The sequence below is a fragment of the Bradyrhizobium jicamae genome, from assembly GCF_018130215.1.
GTDB classification, from domain to species: Bacteria; Pseudomonadota; Alphaproteobacteria; order Rhizobiales; family Xanthobacteraceae; genus Bradyrhizobium; species Bradyrhizobium jicamae_A.
Genome location: NZ_JAFCKQ010000010.1, coordinates 131369 through 147757 on the forward strand (window position 1 = coordinate 131369; position 16389 = coordinate 147757).

The following is a 16389-nucleotide window of genomic DNA, read 5'->3' on the forward strand; positions in this document are numbered from 1 at the left end:
TGTGATGCGGATCGTTCTGATGGCGGCGACTGCCGCGGCCCTGCTGCTGTCGCTGGCAGCAAACGTCCAGGCCGAGACCAGCTTGAGGATCGGGCTTGCCGAGGATCCCGATATCCTCGACCCGACCATGGCGCGCACCTATGTCGGCCGCATCGTATTCGCTGCACTCTGCGACAAGCTGTTCGACATCGACGAGAAGCTCAACATCGTGCCGCAGCTCGCGCTGTCGCATGAGACCTCGGCCGACGGCAAGGAGGTCACGATCAGGCTGCGTCCCGGCGTCAAGTTCCAGGACGGCGAGCCGCTCGATGCGGAGGCGGCAAAGTTCTCGCTGGAGCGACACCTGACCTTCCCCGGCTCGTTCCGCAAACCGGAGCTTGCCAGCGTCGACCATATCGACGTCGTCGATCCCCTGACCATCAAGCTGGTGCTCAAGGCGCCGTTCTCGCCCCTGATCGCGCAGCTCACCGACCGCGCCGGCATGATGGTGTCGCCGAAAGCCGCCAAGGCCGAAGGCGACAAGTTCGGCCTGCACCCGGTTTGCGCCGGCCCATACAAATTCGTCGAGCGCGTTCAGCAGGACCGCATCGTGCTGGAGAAGTTCGCCGACTACTGGAACAAGGACAACGTCTTCATCGACCGCATCGTCTATCTTCCGATCGTGGACCCCACCGTGCGGCTCGCCAATCTGAAATCCGGCGGGCTCGACCTGATCGAGCGCGTGCTGGCGACCGACCTGAAGGACGTGCGGGCGGATTCGCGGCTGAAAGTGTCGAGCGCGATCGAGCTCGGCTATCAGGGCGTCACGCTCAACATCGGCAAAGACAAGGCCAAGGGCCCGCTCAGCCAGTCCGCCAAGGTCCGCCAGGCGCTGGAGTTGTCGATCGATCGCGAGGCCATGAACCAGGTCGTGTTCAACGGCGAGTTCAAGCCCGGCAACCAGTGGGTCAGCCCGGAGCATCCCTATTACCAGGCGGACTTCCCGATCCGGCCGCGCAATGTCGAGCGGGCAAAGGCGCTGTTGAAGGAGGCCGGGGTCACGCCGCCGGTCAGCGTCGACTTCATGGTGCCGAAGGGACCGGAGACCGAGGGTACCGCGCAGGTGATGCAGGCGATGGCGGCGGAGGCCGGCTTCGACCTGAAGATCAGGGTCACCGAGTTCGCGACCTCGCTGAAGCAGGCCGAAGCCGGTGAGTACCAGGCCTACATGCTGGCCTGGAGCGGGCGTATTGATCCTGACGGCAATTCATACGTCTTCCTGCACAGCAACGCGCCGCAGAACTACAGCGCCTGGAACAACGCCGAGGCCGACAAGGCGCTCGACGACGCCCGGCTCACCACGGACATGACGCAGCGCAAGGCGATCTACGCCAAACTGACAAAACTGGAGCAGGAGGACGAGCCCATCCTCTACCTCTATCATCGTCGCATCATCATCGCGCAGACCACCAAGCTCGAAGGCTACAAGCAGATGCCCGACGGCCTCGTGCGCGTGGTCGGACTGAAGCTGAAGTGACCGGTCAAGCGTCAGGGGCACGCGCATCGCCATGCTGAACTTCCTCGCCAAGCGGCTGGTTCAGATCGTCCCGACGCTGTTCTTCGTCTCGATCCTGATCTTCTCGCTGCAACATCTGCTGCCGGGCGATCCCGCGCTGGTCATGGCCGGCGAGGAGCGCGACCCGGCCGTGATCGCGCAGATCCGCGCGCAGTACCATCTCGATCAGCCGTTTCCTGTGCAATATGTCTACTGGATCAAGGGTGTCCTGTCGGGCGACTTCGGCGAGTCCTTGCGCAACAAGATGCCGGTGCTGAGCCTGATCGCGCAGAAGCTGCCGGTGACGATGCAGCTTGCCGGCATGGCGATCGTGATCGCGTTCCTGATCGGCATTCCCGCCGGCATCGTCTCGGCGGTGAAGAAGGGCACCGCCTGGGACTACGGTGCCAACCTGTTCGCGCTGTGGGGCATCTCGACGCCGAATTTCTGGCTCGGCATCATGCTGATCTTCCTGTTCTCCATCGAACTGGGTTGGCTGCCGGCCTCCGGCTACGTGCCGCTGAGCGAGGACTGGCGCGCCAGCCTCGCCGCAACCATTATGCCGGCCTTCGTGCTCGGCAACGCGATCGCGGCGATCCTGATGCGGCACACCAGAAGCGCGATGTTGCAGGTGCTGGAAAGCGACTATGTCCGCACCGCGCGCGCCAAGGGCCTTTCCGAGCGCGCCGTCATCCTCAAGCACGCGATGCGCAATGCGCTGACGCCGATCATCACGCTCGGTGCGCTCGAGCTCGGCACGCTGCTGTCGGGCGCTGTTCTGACCGAGCAGATCTTCTCGATCCCGGGCTTCGGCAAGCTGATCGTCGACGCCGTGTTCAACCGCGACTACGCCGTGGTGCAGGGCGTGGTGCTGGTCACGGCGACGATCTACATCACGCTCAATCTGATCGCCGACATCGCCTACATCCTGGTCAACCCGCGGCTGAGAGGCTGACGGGATGACCGACACCCTGCTTGGCACAGTCACGCTCGCCGTCTCCGATGAACTGGAGAGCCCAGGACGGCGCGCCTGGCGGCGCCTGATGAAGCGCAGGGGCGCGGTTCTGGGCCTCATCGTGATCGCGATCTTCATCCTGATGGCCGTGTTTGCACCACTGATCGTGCCCTACGACCCGATCGCGACCGGCTGGTCGCTGGTGCGCAAGGCACCCTCGGTGCAGCACTGGTTCGGCACCGACGAGCTCGGCCGCGACGTGCTCGCCCGCGTGGTGTACGGCGCCCGCGCCTCGCTGCTCGCCGGCATCACCTCGGTCGGTATCGCGCTTCTGATCGGCGTGCCGCTCGGGCTGGTTGCCGGCTATCGCGGCGGCTTCATCGACGCGCTGATCAGCCGCATCACCGACGCGATGCTGGCCTGCCCGTTCCTCATCCTGGCGATCGCGCTCGCTGCCTTCCTCGGTCCGAGCCTCGGCAATGCGATGATCGCGATCGGCATTTCGGCCACGCCGATCTTCATCCGCCTGACCCGCGGCCAGGTGATGAGCGTCAAGGTCGAGGATTATGTCGAGGCCGCCCGCGCCATGGGCAATCCGCGCTGGCGCATCGCGCTCGTCCACATCCTGCCCAACATCCTGCCGGCGCTGCTGGTGCAGGCGACGCTGTCGATCGCGGCTGCGATCATCGCCGAAGCCGCGCTTTCCTTCCTCGGCCTCGGCCAGCAGCCGCCGGCGCCCTCCTGGGGCAGCATGCTGAACGCCGCGCAGCGCTTTCTCACCAGCGCGCCATGGATGGCGATCTGGCCGGGCCTTGCGATCTTCCTGGTCGTGCTCAGCTTCAACCTGGTCGGCGACGGCCTGCGCGACGCGCTGGATCCGAAGGCGCGGTAGGCACCCCTCGCCGCAAGCGCGTCTCGGTCATCCCAACGACAAAGGCGAAAGCCTTCGCGCAAGGATGACGGGGCTACGGCAATCGTCGCTACCTCGAAAATCCTGTAGCCCGGATGGCGCGCAGCGCAATCCGGGGAAGCCGGATTGGCGGACAGATCGGCCCCGGATTTTCGCTTCGCTGCATCCGGGCTACGCATTCCTTCACATACTCTCAGGTCGATGGGCCGGGAAAAGCGTCACTAAATCACCACCTCCCGCAACACCCTCCGGCAATCCATCTCATACTCGAGATCAACCACCGGCGGACGGCAAAAGTGCCAGGTCAGGCCGGAGCGCGTGGCGCCGTGGCGGACCAGTTCGTCCACCATGACGGGATGGATGTCGTGCACGGTGTAGGCCTGCACGGACGTGGTCTCGGCCCAGGTGAAGCCGAACTCCGCCAGGCGGCGCGCCATCTCGCTCACCGTGAAGCGAACCTTTTCGCGCCACGCATCGGGGTTGAGTTCGCGATAGCGCACGATGCGCTCCGGATAGCTGCCGGCGCCGCCGCGCGCCTCGGCTCCACCAGCGATCACGAAGGAGGGCGATGTGCGCGCTGCGGGCCGCGTGAAGGAGAAGGCGTAGAAAGACGGCTCCGACGGCGGGTCGATCTCGGGACAGACATTGCTGCGCGCCACCGGATTGATGGTACCGTCGAACAGGCCCCATTCGGCGAGCGTCTTGACATAGTGCAGGTTGAAGGCGCGGAAACCGTCTTCCGTGAACGCGGCCGGCGAGCGCAGCTCGCAGGCACAGAACGCCGTCAGGGGCCGCCCTGCCCCCTGGATGTGGGCTGCGATCCGCGCAAAGCCCTCGGCGAGCGGCACCAGGCGATCGAACCGCACCCGTTCGATCTCGTAGCCCGTGCTCGCCTGCGCGCCGCTCGAATACTGGAACACGGCGGGAATGAAGCGGTAATTGCCTGATGCGAATTCGCTGACCATGTCTGTTCCTCCAGATCTTGTCGGGCCACCTCTCCCGCAAGCGGGAGAGGGAGCGCGGCGTCTTCGTGCTCAGCACCGGCGTCGGCGATTGATCCTACGCGACAAAGAAAAGGCGGCAATGGCTTTCGCCAGTGCCGCCCTTTCCCGTGAGCATGAGCCTTGAGGGCTCACGTTGGTTTCAGCGCACCATGCCCCTGACCACCGCGGAGATCGAAATCGGCGATCTGCTTGGCGCGGTCGGAGCCGGCCGCGGCCTGGTGATCGGTCGCGATCACCGTGTAGACCGCCGGCAGCACGAACAGCGTGAACAGCGTGCCGATGGTCATGCCGGCGACGACGACGAGGCCGATCGAGAAGCGGCTGGCGGCGCCGGCGCCGGTGGCGGTCAACAGCGGCAGCAGGCCGGTAACCATCGCCGCCGTCGTCATCAGGATCGGACGGAGCCGGATCCGGGCCGCCATCTCGATCGCGGAGCGGCGATCGAGCCCCTCGTTGAGCTGCAGCTCGTTGGCGAACTCCACCATCAGGATGCCGTGCTTGGTGATCAGGCCGACCAGCGTGAGCAGGCCCACCTGGGTGTAGATGTTCATGGTCGCGACGCCGAAGAACAGCGGGACCAGGGCGCCGACGATCGCCATCGGCACGGAGATCATGATCACCAGCGGGTCGCGCAGGCTCTCGAACTGCGCCGCCAGCACCAGGAAGATGATGATGATGGCGAACACGAAGGTGACCAGGAGCTGATTGCCCTCGTGGACGTATTGCCGGGAGTCAGCCAGGAAGTCATGGCTGAAGCCGGACGGCAGCTTGCTGGCTTCGCCCTGCAGGAAGTCCACGGCCTGGCCCATCGAGACGCCCGGCATCGGCACGGCCTGGAAGGTCGCCGAGTTGAGCTGGTTGTAGTGGGTCAGCGCGTTCGGATCGACGCCGGTCTCGACCGCGACCACGGTCGACAGCCGCACCAGTTGCCCGGTCGCGCTCGGCACATAGTAGTTGTCGAACGCTTCAGGTGCGAGCCGGTTGGCGCGCGGCACCTGCGGGATCACCTGGTAGGAGCGCCCTTCGAGGTTGAAGCGGTTGACATAGTTGCCGCCGAGCAGCGTCGCCAGTGCATTGCCGATCGACTGCATGGTGATGCCGAGGTCGCTCGCCTTGGTCCGATCGACCTTCACCCGCACCACGGGCTGGTTGAAGTCGAGGTCGCTGTCCGTGACGATGAACAGACCGCTCTTGCGCGCGGCGGCCTTCAGCTTGTTCATCTGGTCGAACACCTGCTCGAAGCCGGCCGTCGAGCTGATGACCATCTGGACCGGCAGACCGCCGGGACCGCCGGGCAACGGCGGCAGGCTGAACGCGAATGCGCTGACACCCTCGATCTTGGACAGCTCGCCCTGGACCAAAGGCTGCAACTGCTGCGCGGTGCGCTTGCGCTCATCCCACGGCTTCAGCAGCATGCCGGCGAAGCCACCCTGCGGACCGGTAATGCCGTTCAGCACGAACCGCAGATCAGTCTCGGGAAACTTCGCGAACTCCTTGTCCATCTTGTCGCCGTAGAAGTCGATGTAGTCGATGTTGGCGTATTTCGGCGCCTTGGTGATCGCGAACACGATGCCCTGGTCTTCCTGGGGCGCCAGCTCCTTCGAGGTGTGCATGTAGAGGAAGCCGACGAGGCCAAGGATGGTCAGGGCGAACAGGCCGGTGATCGGGCGGTAGTCGAGCGAGCGGTCGAGCTGGCGGCCATAGGCGCGGGTCAGCGCGCCGAACACGCGGTTGACGAGCTTGGCGAAACGGCCCTCCTCGGAGTTCTTCAGGAACACCGAGCACATCATCGGCGACAGCGTCAGCGCGATCACGCCCGACACGATCACCGAGCCGGCCAGGGTAAAGGCGAATTCGCGGAACAGCGCGCCGGTCACGCCGCCGAGGAAGCCGATCGGCGCGTACACCGACGCAAGCGTGATGGTCATGGCGACAACCGGGCCCACGATCTCGCGCGCGCCTTTCAGCGACGCCTGCACCGGTGGCATGCCTTCCTCGAGATGCCGATGGATGTTCTCCACCACCACGATGGCGTCGTCGACCACGAGGCCGATCGCCAGCACCATCGCGAGCAGCGTGAGCAGGTTGAAGCTGAAGCCCGCCGCCAGCATCAGGATGCAGACGCCGATCAGCGACAGCGGAATGGTGACGACCGGGATGATCACCGAGCGGACCGACGCCAGGAACAGGAAGATCACGATGACGACGATCAGCACCGCTTCACCAAGCGTTTTCTCCACCTCGTCGATCGAGGACTGGATGAACTTGGTGGAGTCGTAGGCCACCTTCATCTTCATCGACGGCGGCAGGTTGCGCTCGAGGTCGGGGAACAGCGCGCGCACGCCCTTCACCAGACTGAGCGGGTTGCCCTGCGGCGTCGCCTTGATGCCGATGAAGATCGCATGCTCGCCGTTGAAGGCGACGCTGGAGTCCGTGCTCTGCGCCGCCAGCTCCACCGTCGCGATGTCCTCGATGCGCACGAAGCCGCCGTTCTTCGACTTCACGATCATCCGCTTGAACTGATCGATGTTCTGAAGGTCGGTGTTGGCCGAGACGTTGGAGACGATGAAGAAGCCCTTGGTCTGGCCGGCGGCGGCCTGGAAGTTGTTGGCCGCGATCGCCGCGGAGACGTCGTTCGGCGACACGCCGCGCCCGGCCATGCGGGTCGGGTCGAGCCAGACCCGCATCGCAAACGTCTGGCCGCCGAGGATGTCGGCGGATGCGACGCCATCGACCGTCGAGAGCACCGGCTGCACGACGCGCGTCAGGTAGTCGGAGATCGCCGAGCCGGTCAGCTCCTCGCTGGAGAAGCCGAGATACATCACCGCGATGGTGTCGCCGGTCGCCTTGCTCACGACCGGGTCGAAGGCTTCCTTCGGGATCAGGTATTTGACCGAGTTGACCTTGGCGAGAACCTCGGTCAGCGCCTGGTTCGGATCATGGTTGAGCTTGACGAAGACCTGGATCGTCGAGGTGCCGAGCACCGAGTTCGACGTCATGTAGTCGACACCCTCCGCCGAGGCGACTGCCTGCTCGATCGGCGTCGTGATGAAGCCGTTGATGAGCTCGGGTGACGCACCGGGATACGACGTCGTGATCGTCACCACGGTGTTCGACAGGTTCGGATATTGCCGGATCGGCAGCACCATCGCCGCGCGCAGGCCGATCAGGAGGATCAGCAGGCTGACGACGATCGACAGCACCGGGCGCTTGATGAAGATATCAGTGAAGGCCATCGCCAACTCGATTCGTGTTGTCTGCCGTGTTCAGGCAATTCGTGGCGGAGGGCCACCGGCCCTCCGAATTCGGATGTCCGGGATCAGTACCGCGGCGGCTCCGCCGGAATCGGCGGTGCCGGATCGGTCGAGATCGCGACCGGCATGCCCGATTGCAGCTTGATCTGGCCGACGGCGACGACCTTGTCGCCGGGCTTCAGGCCTTTCAGGATCTCGGCGCGACCTTCGACGCGGTTGCCGGTCTTCACGAAGGTGCGCACCGCGCTCAGGCTGGTCTTGCCGTCGTCGCCCTTCTTCTCGGTGATCAGGAACACCGAGTCGCCGTACAGCGTATAGTCGACCGCCGTTTCCGGAACGGTGACGACAGGCGGCTTCTCCGGCAGCACGATCGTGGTGGTGGCGAACATGCCGGGCTTGAGGATATTGTCCGGATTCTGGATCGTCGCCTGGACGCGGATGTTTCGGGTATCGGTCGAAATCTGCGGCTCGATGGTCGTGATCTTGCCCTCGAAGGTCCTGCCCGGATAGGCGTCGACGGCCACACGCACGGTCTGGCCGACCTTGATCTGCGAGCTCTGCTTCTCGGTGACGGTCAGGTTGGCGTACAGCACCGACAGGTCGGTGAGCGACACGATCTGTGTCCCTGCGGTCAGGTACTGGCCGACTTCAACCTGGCGAACGCCGAGGTCACCATCGAACGGAGCACGCACGAGCTTCTGCGAGATGAGCGCCTCGGTCTTGGCGATGCCCGCCTTGGCCTGGTCGAAGGTCGCCTGCGCCTGGTCGACGGTGGACTGTGGTCCGAACTGGCGCGCCGCGAGTTGCTTGGCGCGGTCGAGCTGGAGCTCGGCCACGACCGCCTGCGCCTTGAAGTTGGCGAGATCACCCTGGTCGGGGGTATCGAACAGCTGCACCAGCGGTGTCCCCGCCTTCACATGGCTGCCCGCCTTGAACAGGATGTCGGTGATGCGTCCCGACACGTCCGACGTGACGTTGACCTGATGCACCGCGACGAGATCGCCGACCGCGGTCAACAGGTTCGGAATCACCTCGGACTTCGCCTCGGCGACGGTGACGTTCGCCGGCGGCGGTTTGTTGTTGGCGAAGAACTGCGCGATCATGTGGCTGCGGAAGGCATTGAAGCCAACGAGGCCGCCGACCAGCAATGCCAGCAGCAGACCCACGATGATGGTCCAGCGCACCATGCGCACCGGGCGCTTGGCCTGCTTTTCCTTGATCGGTTGCCCCGAGATGTGGCTTTCGGTCTGTATGTTCATGTCATGCACTTTCTGCTGTTACCGACGGTCCCTCGGTCGGCGACGGCTGGCGCCCCAAATGGGTAGCGATTGCGGCTTCGGTAAGTCCGATGCCGCGGAGGATGAACTGGCAGAGCTGCCGCTCCGCCGCAACGGCATCGCCATAGGCGAGACAAGGTGTCACGGGCAGCTGCGTCAGTGCCGCCATCAGCACCGCGTGATGCGCGAACCAGAACAGATTGAGCGGATCATCACCGACCCGCGTGGCCTCGCCTGCTGCTATCGCGCGCTCGATCGAGGCGGCGAAGGTCGGTCCGATCAGCTTGCCGACCTTGTCGTAGAGCAGCCGCGCGAACTCGCCATCGTCGAGGTGGCTCGTCACCATCAGCCGCATGCGCTGCGTCTCTTCCTGGTCCGGCGCGCTGCGCAGCTGCATGAAGTGGCCGACCATACCCTCGATCAGCTCGACCAGCGTCGCGGTCGACGGCTCCTGGCCCAAGAGGTGCGCAAGATCGGGATCCGCCTCGCACTCCTCGGCCAGGATCTCGGCATAGAGCGCTGCCTTGGACGGGAAGTGCTTGAACAGCAGCCCCTCCGAAATGGCAGCCGCAGCCGCCACGCTCTTGGTCGTGGTGCCGGCAAAGCCGTTGCGGGCGAAACACCGCTTGGCGGCGCTCAGGATCAACTGACGCCGCAAGTCACTCGTCATGCGTAAGGTCGACATTTGGGAGCGTGAGTAATCACTCACCTAACCGAATGTCAAGGTTCTATTGCACCGCGAAGGTCGCTTTATATCGGGGTGTGTCCGATCGACCCGCGGATACGGTTGACGATGTAGGTGCCGTCGCGGCTCGACAGCACGCGCTCCAGATTGGCGGCGTCGATCTTCGCGCTGGCGAACCGCGGTCCTGCGGTAACATCCTGTAAAGACGAGGCAAAAGCCTCAACCTCGGCCATGGTGCTGACCGCCTTGCTGTCCGTGATTCCGCAGGCCTTGGCAACCCCGACGAGATCGGCGGAAGCGGCAGTGTGGCTGACCTGACCGCCTGTCTCGCCGTAGGCCTCATTGTCCAGCACGATGATCGAGAGGTTCTTGGGCTGTTGCAGGCCAACGGTGGCGAGGCTGCCGATGCCCATCAGCATCTCGCCATCCCCTGTGATCACGATCACCGGCAGGGTCGGCTGCGCCAGGGCCAGCCCGAGCCCGATCATGACGGCCCCGCCCATGCCGCCCCAGAGATAGAAGTTGCGATCGTGGTCGCCGGCGGCGGCGATGTCATAGGTCGAGGCACCGAGGCCGCCGACGGCGAACGCACCCTTCCGGTCCTTCAGAAGTTCCGCGACGACGGCGCGACGGTCGAGAAGGTTGGCTTTGCTCATTTGGTGAAGACCTTTGCCCCGATCAGGCGCTGCGACAGCAGGACGGCGGTCGGGGTGCACGCGTTATAGGCTTGCGCGGCGCCGGCCTCGACGACCTCGCGAACCTCGTCCGGATGCGAGGCGCGCAGCACCTTGATTCCCGACAGTTCGAACACCGCCTGGGTGTTCGAGCCCATCGGCACCTGCCAGGGATTGAACTCGCCCCACTCGCCGCGCATCGTCACCAGGGTGAAGAACGGAAGGCGGAAGATCTGCACCAGCGAGAACATGTTGATGCAGTTGCCGACCCCGCTCGACTGCATCAGGAGCACGCCGCGCTGGCCGCCGGCCCAGGCGCCCGCGAGCAGTGCCACGCCCTCCTCCTCCGTCGTCAGCGCGACGCCGCGCATCGAGGGCGAGCCGAGCACGCGCTGGATCAGCTGCGAATGTCCGGCATCCGGCACATAGGGCACCTGCCGCACCTCGAAGCGCTGCAATATCGAAAAAATCTCCTCGGGCCAGGCGGCCGCGGTGTCGGCACGGGCGTGCATCGGCGTTTCCAGTCACTGATTTGTTGGTCGGGACTGTAGAGGCGCCCGTGCTTTTCATCAAAGCGCAAAACCGCATATGGCTCTGCGATTTCCTCTCATCGCGCCCGCACGCAAATTCGGTTGCGCGGCGCCCGGCTCCGGCCTAGGATAGTTGCAACTGAAACTAATTGGGGATGGAACTCCGGCATGAGCGGGCACGCGCGAGAGCTGGCTGACAGTTTCGACCTGGAGCATTTGTCGGCGGATTTCTACGCCAATCCCTATCCGACCTATCGCGCGCTGCGCGAGACCGCGCCCGTCAAGCGGCTGCCGAACGGCTGCTATTTCCTGACCCGTTACGACGACCTCGTCACCGCCTACAAGAACACCAAGGCGTTCTCGTCGGACAAGAAGAAGGAGTTCCTGCCGAAATACGGCAACTCCCTGCTCTACGAGCACCACACCACGAGCCTCGTCTTCAACGATCCGCCGGCCCATACGAGGGTGCGGCGGCTGATCATGGGTGCGCTCTCGCCGCGCGCGATCGCCAGCATGGAGGGCGATCTGACCGCACTGGTCGACAGCCTGCTCGACCGCATCGCCGGCAAGGAGCGTTTCGAGCTGATCGGCGATTTCGCGTCCGCGATCCCCGTGGAGGTGATCGGCAACCTGCTCGACGTGCCGCACGAGGAGCGCGAGCCGCTGCGCGATTGGTCGCTGGCGATTCTGGGCGCGCTCGAACCGGTGATCAGCGCCGCGGCCTTCGACCGCGGCAACACTGCCGTGAAGGATTTTCTAGCCTATCTCGAAACCCTGGTCGCGCGGCGCCGCGCCAGGCCCGGCAATCCCGAGCGCGACGTGCTGACCCGGCTGATCCAGGGGGAGGACAATGGCGAGCGGCTGACCGCCAAGGAGCTGCTGCACAACTGCATCTTCCTGCTCAATGCCGGCCACGAGACCACGACCAACCTGATCGGCAACGGGCTCGTCGCGCTGACCGAGTTTCCCGCGCAAAAGCAGCGGCTGATCGCGCAGCCCGACCTGATCAAGAGCGCGGTCGAGGAGATGCTGCGCTATGAGAGCTCGAACCAGCTCGGCAATCGCATGGTCGTCGAGGAGATCGAGCTCGGCGGCGTCAAAATGCCACCCGGCACGCTGGTGACGCTGTGCATCGGCGCCGCCAACCGCGATCCGGCGCAGTTCCCCGAGCCTGAAAGCTTCGATGTCGCACGCACGCCGAACCGGCATCTCGCCTTCGGTACCGGCGCGCATCAATGCGCCGGGATGGCGCTGGCGCGGCTCGAGGGCGCGATCGCGATCTCGCGGTTCCTCGCACGCTTCCCAAGTTACGGGCTCGACGGCGCGCCGTTGCGCGGCGGCCGCGTCCGCTTCCGCGGCTTCCTCAGCGTGCCCTGCCGACCCAACGCATAGCCGCCCGGCTCGCCGATCTGGCCGTCCGCCACTTCCCTGTGGACGGGCCGATGCCCAAATCAGACTCAGGTGCAAGTTGATGTAGTGTTGCATGCGCTGCAGCAGGAGTGACGCGGGATGACGAGCCCATCGGTCACTGATTTCCTCGCGACTGAAGCACGTTTTGGCACCCGTAATTACGAGCCGATCGGGGTCGTGCTGTCCCGCGGCGAAGGCATCTGGGTCTGGGACACCGACGGCAACCGGTATCTTGACTGCCTGTCGGCCTATTCGGCGGTGAGCCAGGGCCACTGCCACCCCAAGATCCTGGCGGCGATGGTGGAGCAGGCGCACCGGCTGACGCTGACCTCGCGCGCCTTCCACAACGACCAGCTCGCTAACTTCTACCGTGAACTCGCCGAGCTCACCGGCTCGCACAAGGTGCTGCCGATGAACAGCGGCGCCGAGGCCGTGGAGAGCGCGATCAAGTCCGTGCGCAAATGGGCCTATGAAGTGAAGGGCGTGCCGGATGGCCAGGCCGAGATCATCGTCTGCGCCAACAATTTCCACGGCCGCACGCTCGGCATCGTCGGCTTCTCGACCGATCCGGGCTCGCGCGACCATTTCGGACCGTTCGCGCCGGGTTTCAAGATCATTCCGTTCGGCGACGCCGCCGCGCTCGAGCAGGCGATCACGCCGAACACCGCTGCATTCCTGGTCGAGCCGATCCAGGGCGAGGCCGGCGTCATCATTCCGCCGCCGGGCTATTTCACGCGCGTCCGCGAGATCTGCACCGCGCACAATGTGATGCTGGTGCTCGACGAGATCCAGACCGGGCTCGGTCGCACCGGCAAGCTGCTCGCCGAGCAGCATGAAGGCATCGAGGCCGACGTGACACTGCTCGGCAAGGCGCTGTCAGGCGGCTTCTATCCGGTGTCGGCGGTGCTCTCCAACAACGACGTGCTCGGCACGTTGCGGCCCGGACAGCACGGCTCGACCTTCGGCGGCAATCCGCTCGCCTGCGCGGTGGCGCGGGCGGCGCTGCGCGTGCTGGTCGAGGAAGGGATGATCGAGAACGCCGCGCAGCAGGGCGCGCGCTTTCTCGCCGGCCTCAGCGATATCCGCGCCAACGTCATCCGCGAGGTGCGCGGCCGCGGCCTGATGCTGGCGGTGGAGCTCCATCCGGAGGCCGGCCCTGCCCGCCGCTACTGCGAGGCGCTGCAGGCGCGCGGCATCCTCGCCAAGGACACCCACGAGCACACCATCCGCATCGCCCCGCCGCTGGTGATCAGGACCGACGAGGTCGACTGGGCGCTGGAGCGGATCGCCGCCGTGCTGACACAGGAGATCCCGTGAGGGGAAGCGGATGAGCCGGCCGTCTTGCCTTTGCGGCCGTCGCGCATCAATGTTCGATGTCGGCGACGCAGGGCAGGACACATGATTCGATGAAGCTCGATCAATTGCGCGAGCGCTGGGGCGATTCGCTGCTCACGGTGCTCACCGCCCTGATCATGGTCATGATGTTCGTGGTGGCGCCGCTACAGGCACTCGGCCTGTTCGAATTCCAGGTGTTCGAGCTGCTCCTCGCCATCTTCCTGGCCGGCGGCGTATTCCTGATGTCGGGCAGCGCGCTCGCCGTGGTCGCGTTGCTGGTCGCGCTGGTCATGATCGTGACCGGCGGGATCTTGCGGCTGCGCTCGCCCTCGATCCTCGACCTCAATCTGTTCGCCGGCTCCTGGCTGATCGTCGGCATCACCATGGCAGTGACGGTGGCGCGCGCGACGTTTGCCCCGGGGCTCGTCAATTATCACCGCGTGATCGGCGCCATCCTGCTCTACCTCACCGTCGCGGTGATCTTCGCGGCGCTCTACACCTTTATCGGCACACTGGTGCCGACGGCCTTTTCCGGCATGAAGGTCGAGGACAGCCCGACACTGGCAAGCCAGCTGATCTATTTCTCCTTCGCCACCATGACGACGACGGGCTATGGCGATCTCGCGCCGCTGCATCCGATCGCGCGCAGCCTGTGCAATGTCGAGGCGATCTTCGGCCAGCTCTATCCCGCAACGCTGCTGGCGCGCCTGGTGACGCTGGAGATCGCGCACCGCGACCAGGATTCGTGACCGCGGCTAGACCGCCGTCCTGTGCCGCTCGATGCAGGTCTGCAAAACCTCATCCATCGGCCGGCCCCACCAGTCGTTGGAAAAGATCTCGATCTCCGAATAGCCGGCAAAGCCCTGCGCCTCGACGGCCGATCGAAACGATCTGATGTCGATCACGCCATCGCCCATCATGCCGCGGTCGTTGAGGATATCCTTGGTCGGCACCAGCCAGTCGCAGACGTGGAACGCGAGCAGGCGATCCTTGCCGGCGCGCGCGATCTGGCCCATCAGCTCCGGATCCCACCAGATGTGATAGACGTCGAGCGCGACGCCGATCGCGCCGGTCCTCGCAGGATCGAGCGCATCGCAGATGTCGAGCGCCTGCCTCGTGGTGTTGACGCAGGCGCGATCGGCGGCATAGGCCGGATGCAGCGGTTCGATCGCCAGCGGCAGCTTGGCCCGCCTGGCATAATCGAGCATCTCGGCGACGCCGTCATGCACCTGGGTCCGCGCCGCAGCGATGTCCTTCGTGACAGTGCTGCCCGGCCGCGAATATTGCGGCAGCCCGCCGACCACCAGCACGATGCAGGGCGCGCCGAGCGCCTGGGCCTCGTCGACGGCGCGGCGGTTGTCGTCGCGCGCCTCGATCCGGTGCGCAGCGTCTGCCGTGAACATGCCACCGCGGCAATAGCCTGATAACTCAAGCCCGGCGTCCTTCACCGCACGCACGACGCGCTCGAGGCCGACGGCAGCGACCTGGTCGCGCCAGGGATCGATGGCGCGGATGCCGTGGCGCGCGCAGGCCTCGACGATGGCCGTGAGATCGCCCTGCTTGCGGACGGTTGCCGTGTTCAGCGACAGCCAGCGATGATCTCTGGAGAAGTCGCGCATCAGGCGTCGATGCCCCGCGTGGCAAGGATCGCCGCCATCCTGCGCGTCGCAAGCTCCGGATCGGCAAGCAACCCTGCCTTGTCGGCGAGCCGGAACAGCTCGGCGAGATGCAAGGTCGAGCGCGCGCTCTCCTGTCCGCCGACCATCGTGAAGTGATCCTGGTGACCGTTGAGATAGGCCATGAACACGATGCCGGTCTTGTAGAAGCGCGTCGGCGCCTTGAAGATGTGACGCGACAGCGGCACCGTCGGGCCGAGCACGTCGTGGAAGCCGGCCGCGTCGCCGGCAGCCAACCGCGACAGCGCGTAGGACGCCGCGGGTGCGATCGCATCGAAGATGCCGAGCAGCGCGTGGGAATAGCCGTTGCCGTCGCCGGCGATCAGTTCGGCATAGTTGAAGTCGTCGCCGGTATACATCTTCACCCTGGCATCGAGCCGCCGCCGCATGTCGATCTCGCGCTGCTTGTCGAGCAGCGAGACCTTGACGCCATCGACCTTGGCCGCATTGGCGTTGATGATCGCAACCGCCGTGTCCATCGCCTTGTCGAGATCGGCCGTGCCCCAATACCCCGCCAGCGCCGGATCGAACATGTCGCCGAGCCAGTGTATGATCACGGGCTCGCGCACCTGCGACAGCACGCGGTCATACACCCTCGCATAGTCTTCAGGACTCCTGCCGAGCTTTGCCAGCGCACGCGAGGCCATCAGGATGATGCGTCCGCCGGCCTTCTCGACCGCGGCGATCTGTGCCTCATAGGCCCGGATCACGTCGTCGATCGACCCGGCATCCTCCGCTGCGAGATGATCCGTGCCGGCGCCTGAAAACACCAGCGCATTGGCCCGCGCCTTAGCCGCTCCCACCGACCGCCGGATCAATTCGAGCGAGGTCGCCCAGTCCAGGCCCATGCCACGCTGCGCGGTGTCCATCGCCTCCGCAACGCCGAGGCCGAGATCCCAGATATGCTCGCGGAACGCGATGGTCCGGTCCCAGTCGATCGCGGCCGTCAGCCACGGATCGACGTCGGCGCGCGGATCGGCCACGACATGCGCCGCCGAGAAGGCGACGCGATTCAGCGTGCCCTCGAGCTTCGCCGGAAAGGTGCGCGACGCCGCGAGACGGTAGGTCTCGAGGCCGCCGCCTGCGGTCGGCAGCTTCAGGGACAGCGATGATATCGGCAGGACCGGCTTGTTCATCGAAAGTCC

At 65.3% G+C, this 16389-nt stretch carries 14 protein-coding genes; 6 read left to right on the forward strand and 8 right to left on the reverse strand.

All coding sequences use genetic code 11. The features are described from left to right. Positions 1–19: 19 nt before the first annotated feature. Genes JQ586_RS14685 through JQ586_RS14695 form a run of 3 tightly spaced genes read left to right on the forward strand, consistent with a single transcriptional unit; the run spans position 20 to position 3381 of the window. A complete protein-coding gene (locus JQ586_RS14685) occupies positions 20–1516 on the forward strand; it encodes an ABC transporter substrate-binding protein (RefSeq protein ID WP_249147603.1) in 1497 nt (498 codons plus the stop codon). Between the two features lie 31 nt (positions 1517–1547). After that, complete coding sequence (locus JQ586_RS14690; protein WP_212395295.1) at positions 1548–2489, forward strand: ABC transporter permease; 942 nt, start codon at positions 1548–1550, stop codon at positions 2487–2489. A gap of 4 nt (positions 2490–2493) precedes the next feature. Beyond that, on the forward strand, positions 2494–3381 hold the full coding sequence (locus JQ586_RS14695) for an ABC transporter permease (RefSeq protein ID WP_212395296.1): 888 nt from the start codon (positions 2494–2496) through the stop codon (positions 3379–3381). Between the two features lie 239 nt (positions 3382–3620). Here the strand turns inward: JQ586_RS14695 and JQ586_RS14700 are convergent, their stop codons facing one another. The 6 genes from JQ586_RS14700 to JQ586_RS14725 form a co-directional block, all read right to left on the reverse strand. Further along, positions 3621–4364 (reverse strand): hypothetical protein, encoded by a 744-nt coding sequence (locus JQ586_RS14700; protein WP_212395297.1) that lies wholly within the window; start codon positions 4362–4364, stop codon positions 3621–3623. Between the two features lie 167 nt (positions 4365–4531). Further along, positions 4532–7639 carry a multidrug efflux RND transporter permease subunit gene (locus JQ586_RS14705; protein WP_212395298.1) on the reverse strand — a complete coding sequence of 1036 codons (3108 nt, stop codon included), beginning with the start codon at positions 7637–7639 and terminating at the stop codon, positions 4532–4534. A gap of 83 nt (positions 7640–7722) precedes the next feature. Continuing rightward, positions 7723–8916, reverse strand: a complete 1194-nt coding sequence (locus JQ586_RS14710; protein WP_212395299.1) for an efflux RND transporter periplasmic adaptor subunit — start codon at positions 8914–8916, stop codon at positions 7723–7725. Position 8917: 1 nt separating this feature from the next. Beyond that, positions 8918–9619: a TetR/AcrR family transcriptional regulator gene (locus tag JQ586_RS14715; protein ID WP_212395300.1), complete on the reverse strand. Its 702-nt coding sequence runs from the start codon at positions 9617–9619 to the stop codon at positions 8918–8920. A gap of 65 nt (positions 9620–9684) precedes the next feature. Continuing rightward, a complete protein-coding gene (locus JQ586_RS14720) occupies positions 9685–10275 on the reverse strand; it encodes a thiamine pyrophosphate-dependent enzyme (protein WP_212395301.1) in 591 nt (196 codons plus the stop codon). Further along, positions 10272–10805, reverse strand: coding sequence for a phosphonopyruvate decarboxylase (locus JQ586_RS14725; RefSeq protein WP_212395302.1), 534 nt, complete (start codon positions 10803–10805; stop codon positions 10272–10274). The genes JQ586_RS14720 and JQ586_RS14725 overlap by 4 nt, the downstream gene beginning before the upstream one ends. Positions 10806–10991: 186 nt before the next feature. Between JQ586_RS14725 and JQ586_RS14730 the strand changes: the two genes are divergently transcribed. The 3 genes from JQ586_RS14730 to JQ586_RS14740 all read left to right on the forward strand — a co-directional run bounded on the left by JQ586_RS14730 (position 10992) and on the right by JQ586_RS14740 (position 14317). Beyond that, positions 10992–12215, forward strand: a complete 1224-nt coding sequence (locus JQ586_RS14730) for a cytochrome P450 (protein WP_212395303.1) — start codon at positions 10992–10994, stop codon at positions 12213–12215. A 117-nt stretch (positions 12216–12332) separates the two neighbouring features. Further along, a complete protein-coding gene (gene rocD, locus JQ586_RS14735) occupies positions 12333–13550 on the forward strand; it encodes an ornithine--oxo-acid transaminase (RefSeq protein ID WP_212395304.1) in 1218 nt (405 codons plus the stop codon). A gap of 89 nt (positions 13551–13639) precedes the next feature. Next, complete coding sequence (locus tag JQ586_RS14740) at positions 13640–14317, forward strand: potassium channel family protein (protein ID WP_212395305.1); 678 nt, start codon at positions 13640–13642, stop codon at positions 14315–14317. A 6-nt stretch (positions 14318–14323) separates the two neighbouring features. On the opposite strand, the gene JQ586_RS14745 is transcribed toward JQ586_RS14740, so the two are convergent. Continuing rightward, positions 14324–15187: a sugar phosphate isomerase/epimerase gene (locus tag JQ586_RS14745; protein WP_212395306.1), complete on the reverse strand. Its 864-nt coding sequence runs from the start codon at positions 15185–15187 to the stop codon at positions 14324–14326. Beyond that, positions 15187–16380, reverse strand: a complete 1194-nt coding sequence (locus JQ586_RS14750; RefSeq protein ID WP_212395307.1) for a dihydrodipicolinate synthase family protein — start codon at positions 16378–16380, stop codon at positions 15187–15189. Before JQ586_RS14750 ends, JQ586_RS14745 begins: the two co-directional genes overlap by 1 nt. Positions 16381–16389 lie beyond the last annotated feature (9 nt).

Coding starts and splice junctions, on each gene's coding strand:
- JQ586_RS14695 (WP_212395296.1), top strand. CDS start 2,494: ATGACCGACACCCTGCTTGGCACAGTCACGCTCGCCGTCTCCGATGAA.
- JQ586_RS14710 (WP_212395299.1), bottom strand. CDS start 8,916: ATGAACATACAGACCGAAAGCCACATCTCGGGGCAACCGATCAAGGAA.
- JQ586_RS14740 (WP_212395305.1), top strand. CDS start 13,640: ATGAAGCTCGATCAATTGCGCGAGCGCTGGGGCGATTCGCTGCTCACG.
- JQ586_RS14715 (WP_212395300.1), bottom strand. CDS start 9,619: ATGTCGACCTTACGCATGACGAGTGACTTGCGGCGTCAGTTGATCCTG.
- JQ586_RS14730 (WP_212395303.1), top strand. CDS start 10,992: ATGAGCGGGCACGCGCGAGAGCTGGCTGACAGTTTCGACCTGGAGCAT.
- JQ586_RS14725 (WP_212395302.1), bottom strand. CDS start 10,805: ATGCACGCCCGTGCCGACACCGCGGCCGCCTGGCCCGAGGAGATTTTT.
- JQ586_RS14700 (WP_212395297.1), bottom strand. CDS start 4,364: ATGGTCAGCGAATTCGCATCAGGCAATTACCGCTTCATTCCCGCCGTG.
- JQ586_RS14685 (WP_249147603.1), top strand. CDS start 20: ATGGCGGCGACTGCCGCGGCCCTGCTGCTGTCGCTGGCAGCAAACGTC.
- JQ586_RS14720 (WP_212395301.1), bottom strand. CDS start 10,275: ATGAGCAAAGCCAACCTTCTCGACCGTCGCGCCGTCGTCGCGGAACTT.
- JQ586_RS14750 (WP_212395307.1), bottom strand. CDS start 16,380: ATGAACAAGCCGGTCCTGCCGATATCATCGCTGTCCCTGAAGCTGCCG.
- JQ586_RS14745 (WP_212395306.1), bottom strand. CDS start 15,187: ATGCGCGACTTCTCCAGAGATCATCGCTGGCTGTCGCTGAACACGGCA.
- rocD (WP_212395304.1), top strand. CDS start 12,333: ATGACGAGCCCATCGGTCACTGATTTCCTCGCGACTGAAGCACGTTTT.
- JQ586_RS14705 (WP_212395298.1), bottom strand. CDS start 7,639: ATGGCCTTCACTGATATCTTCATCAAGCGCCCGGTGCTGTCGATCGTC.
- JQ586_RS14690 (WP_212395295.1), top strand. CDS start 1,548: ATGCTGAACTTCCTCGCCAAGCGGCTGGTTCAGATCGTCCCGACGCTG.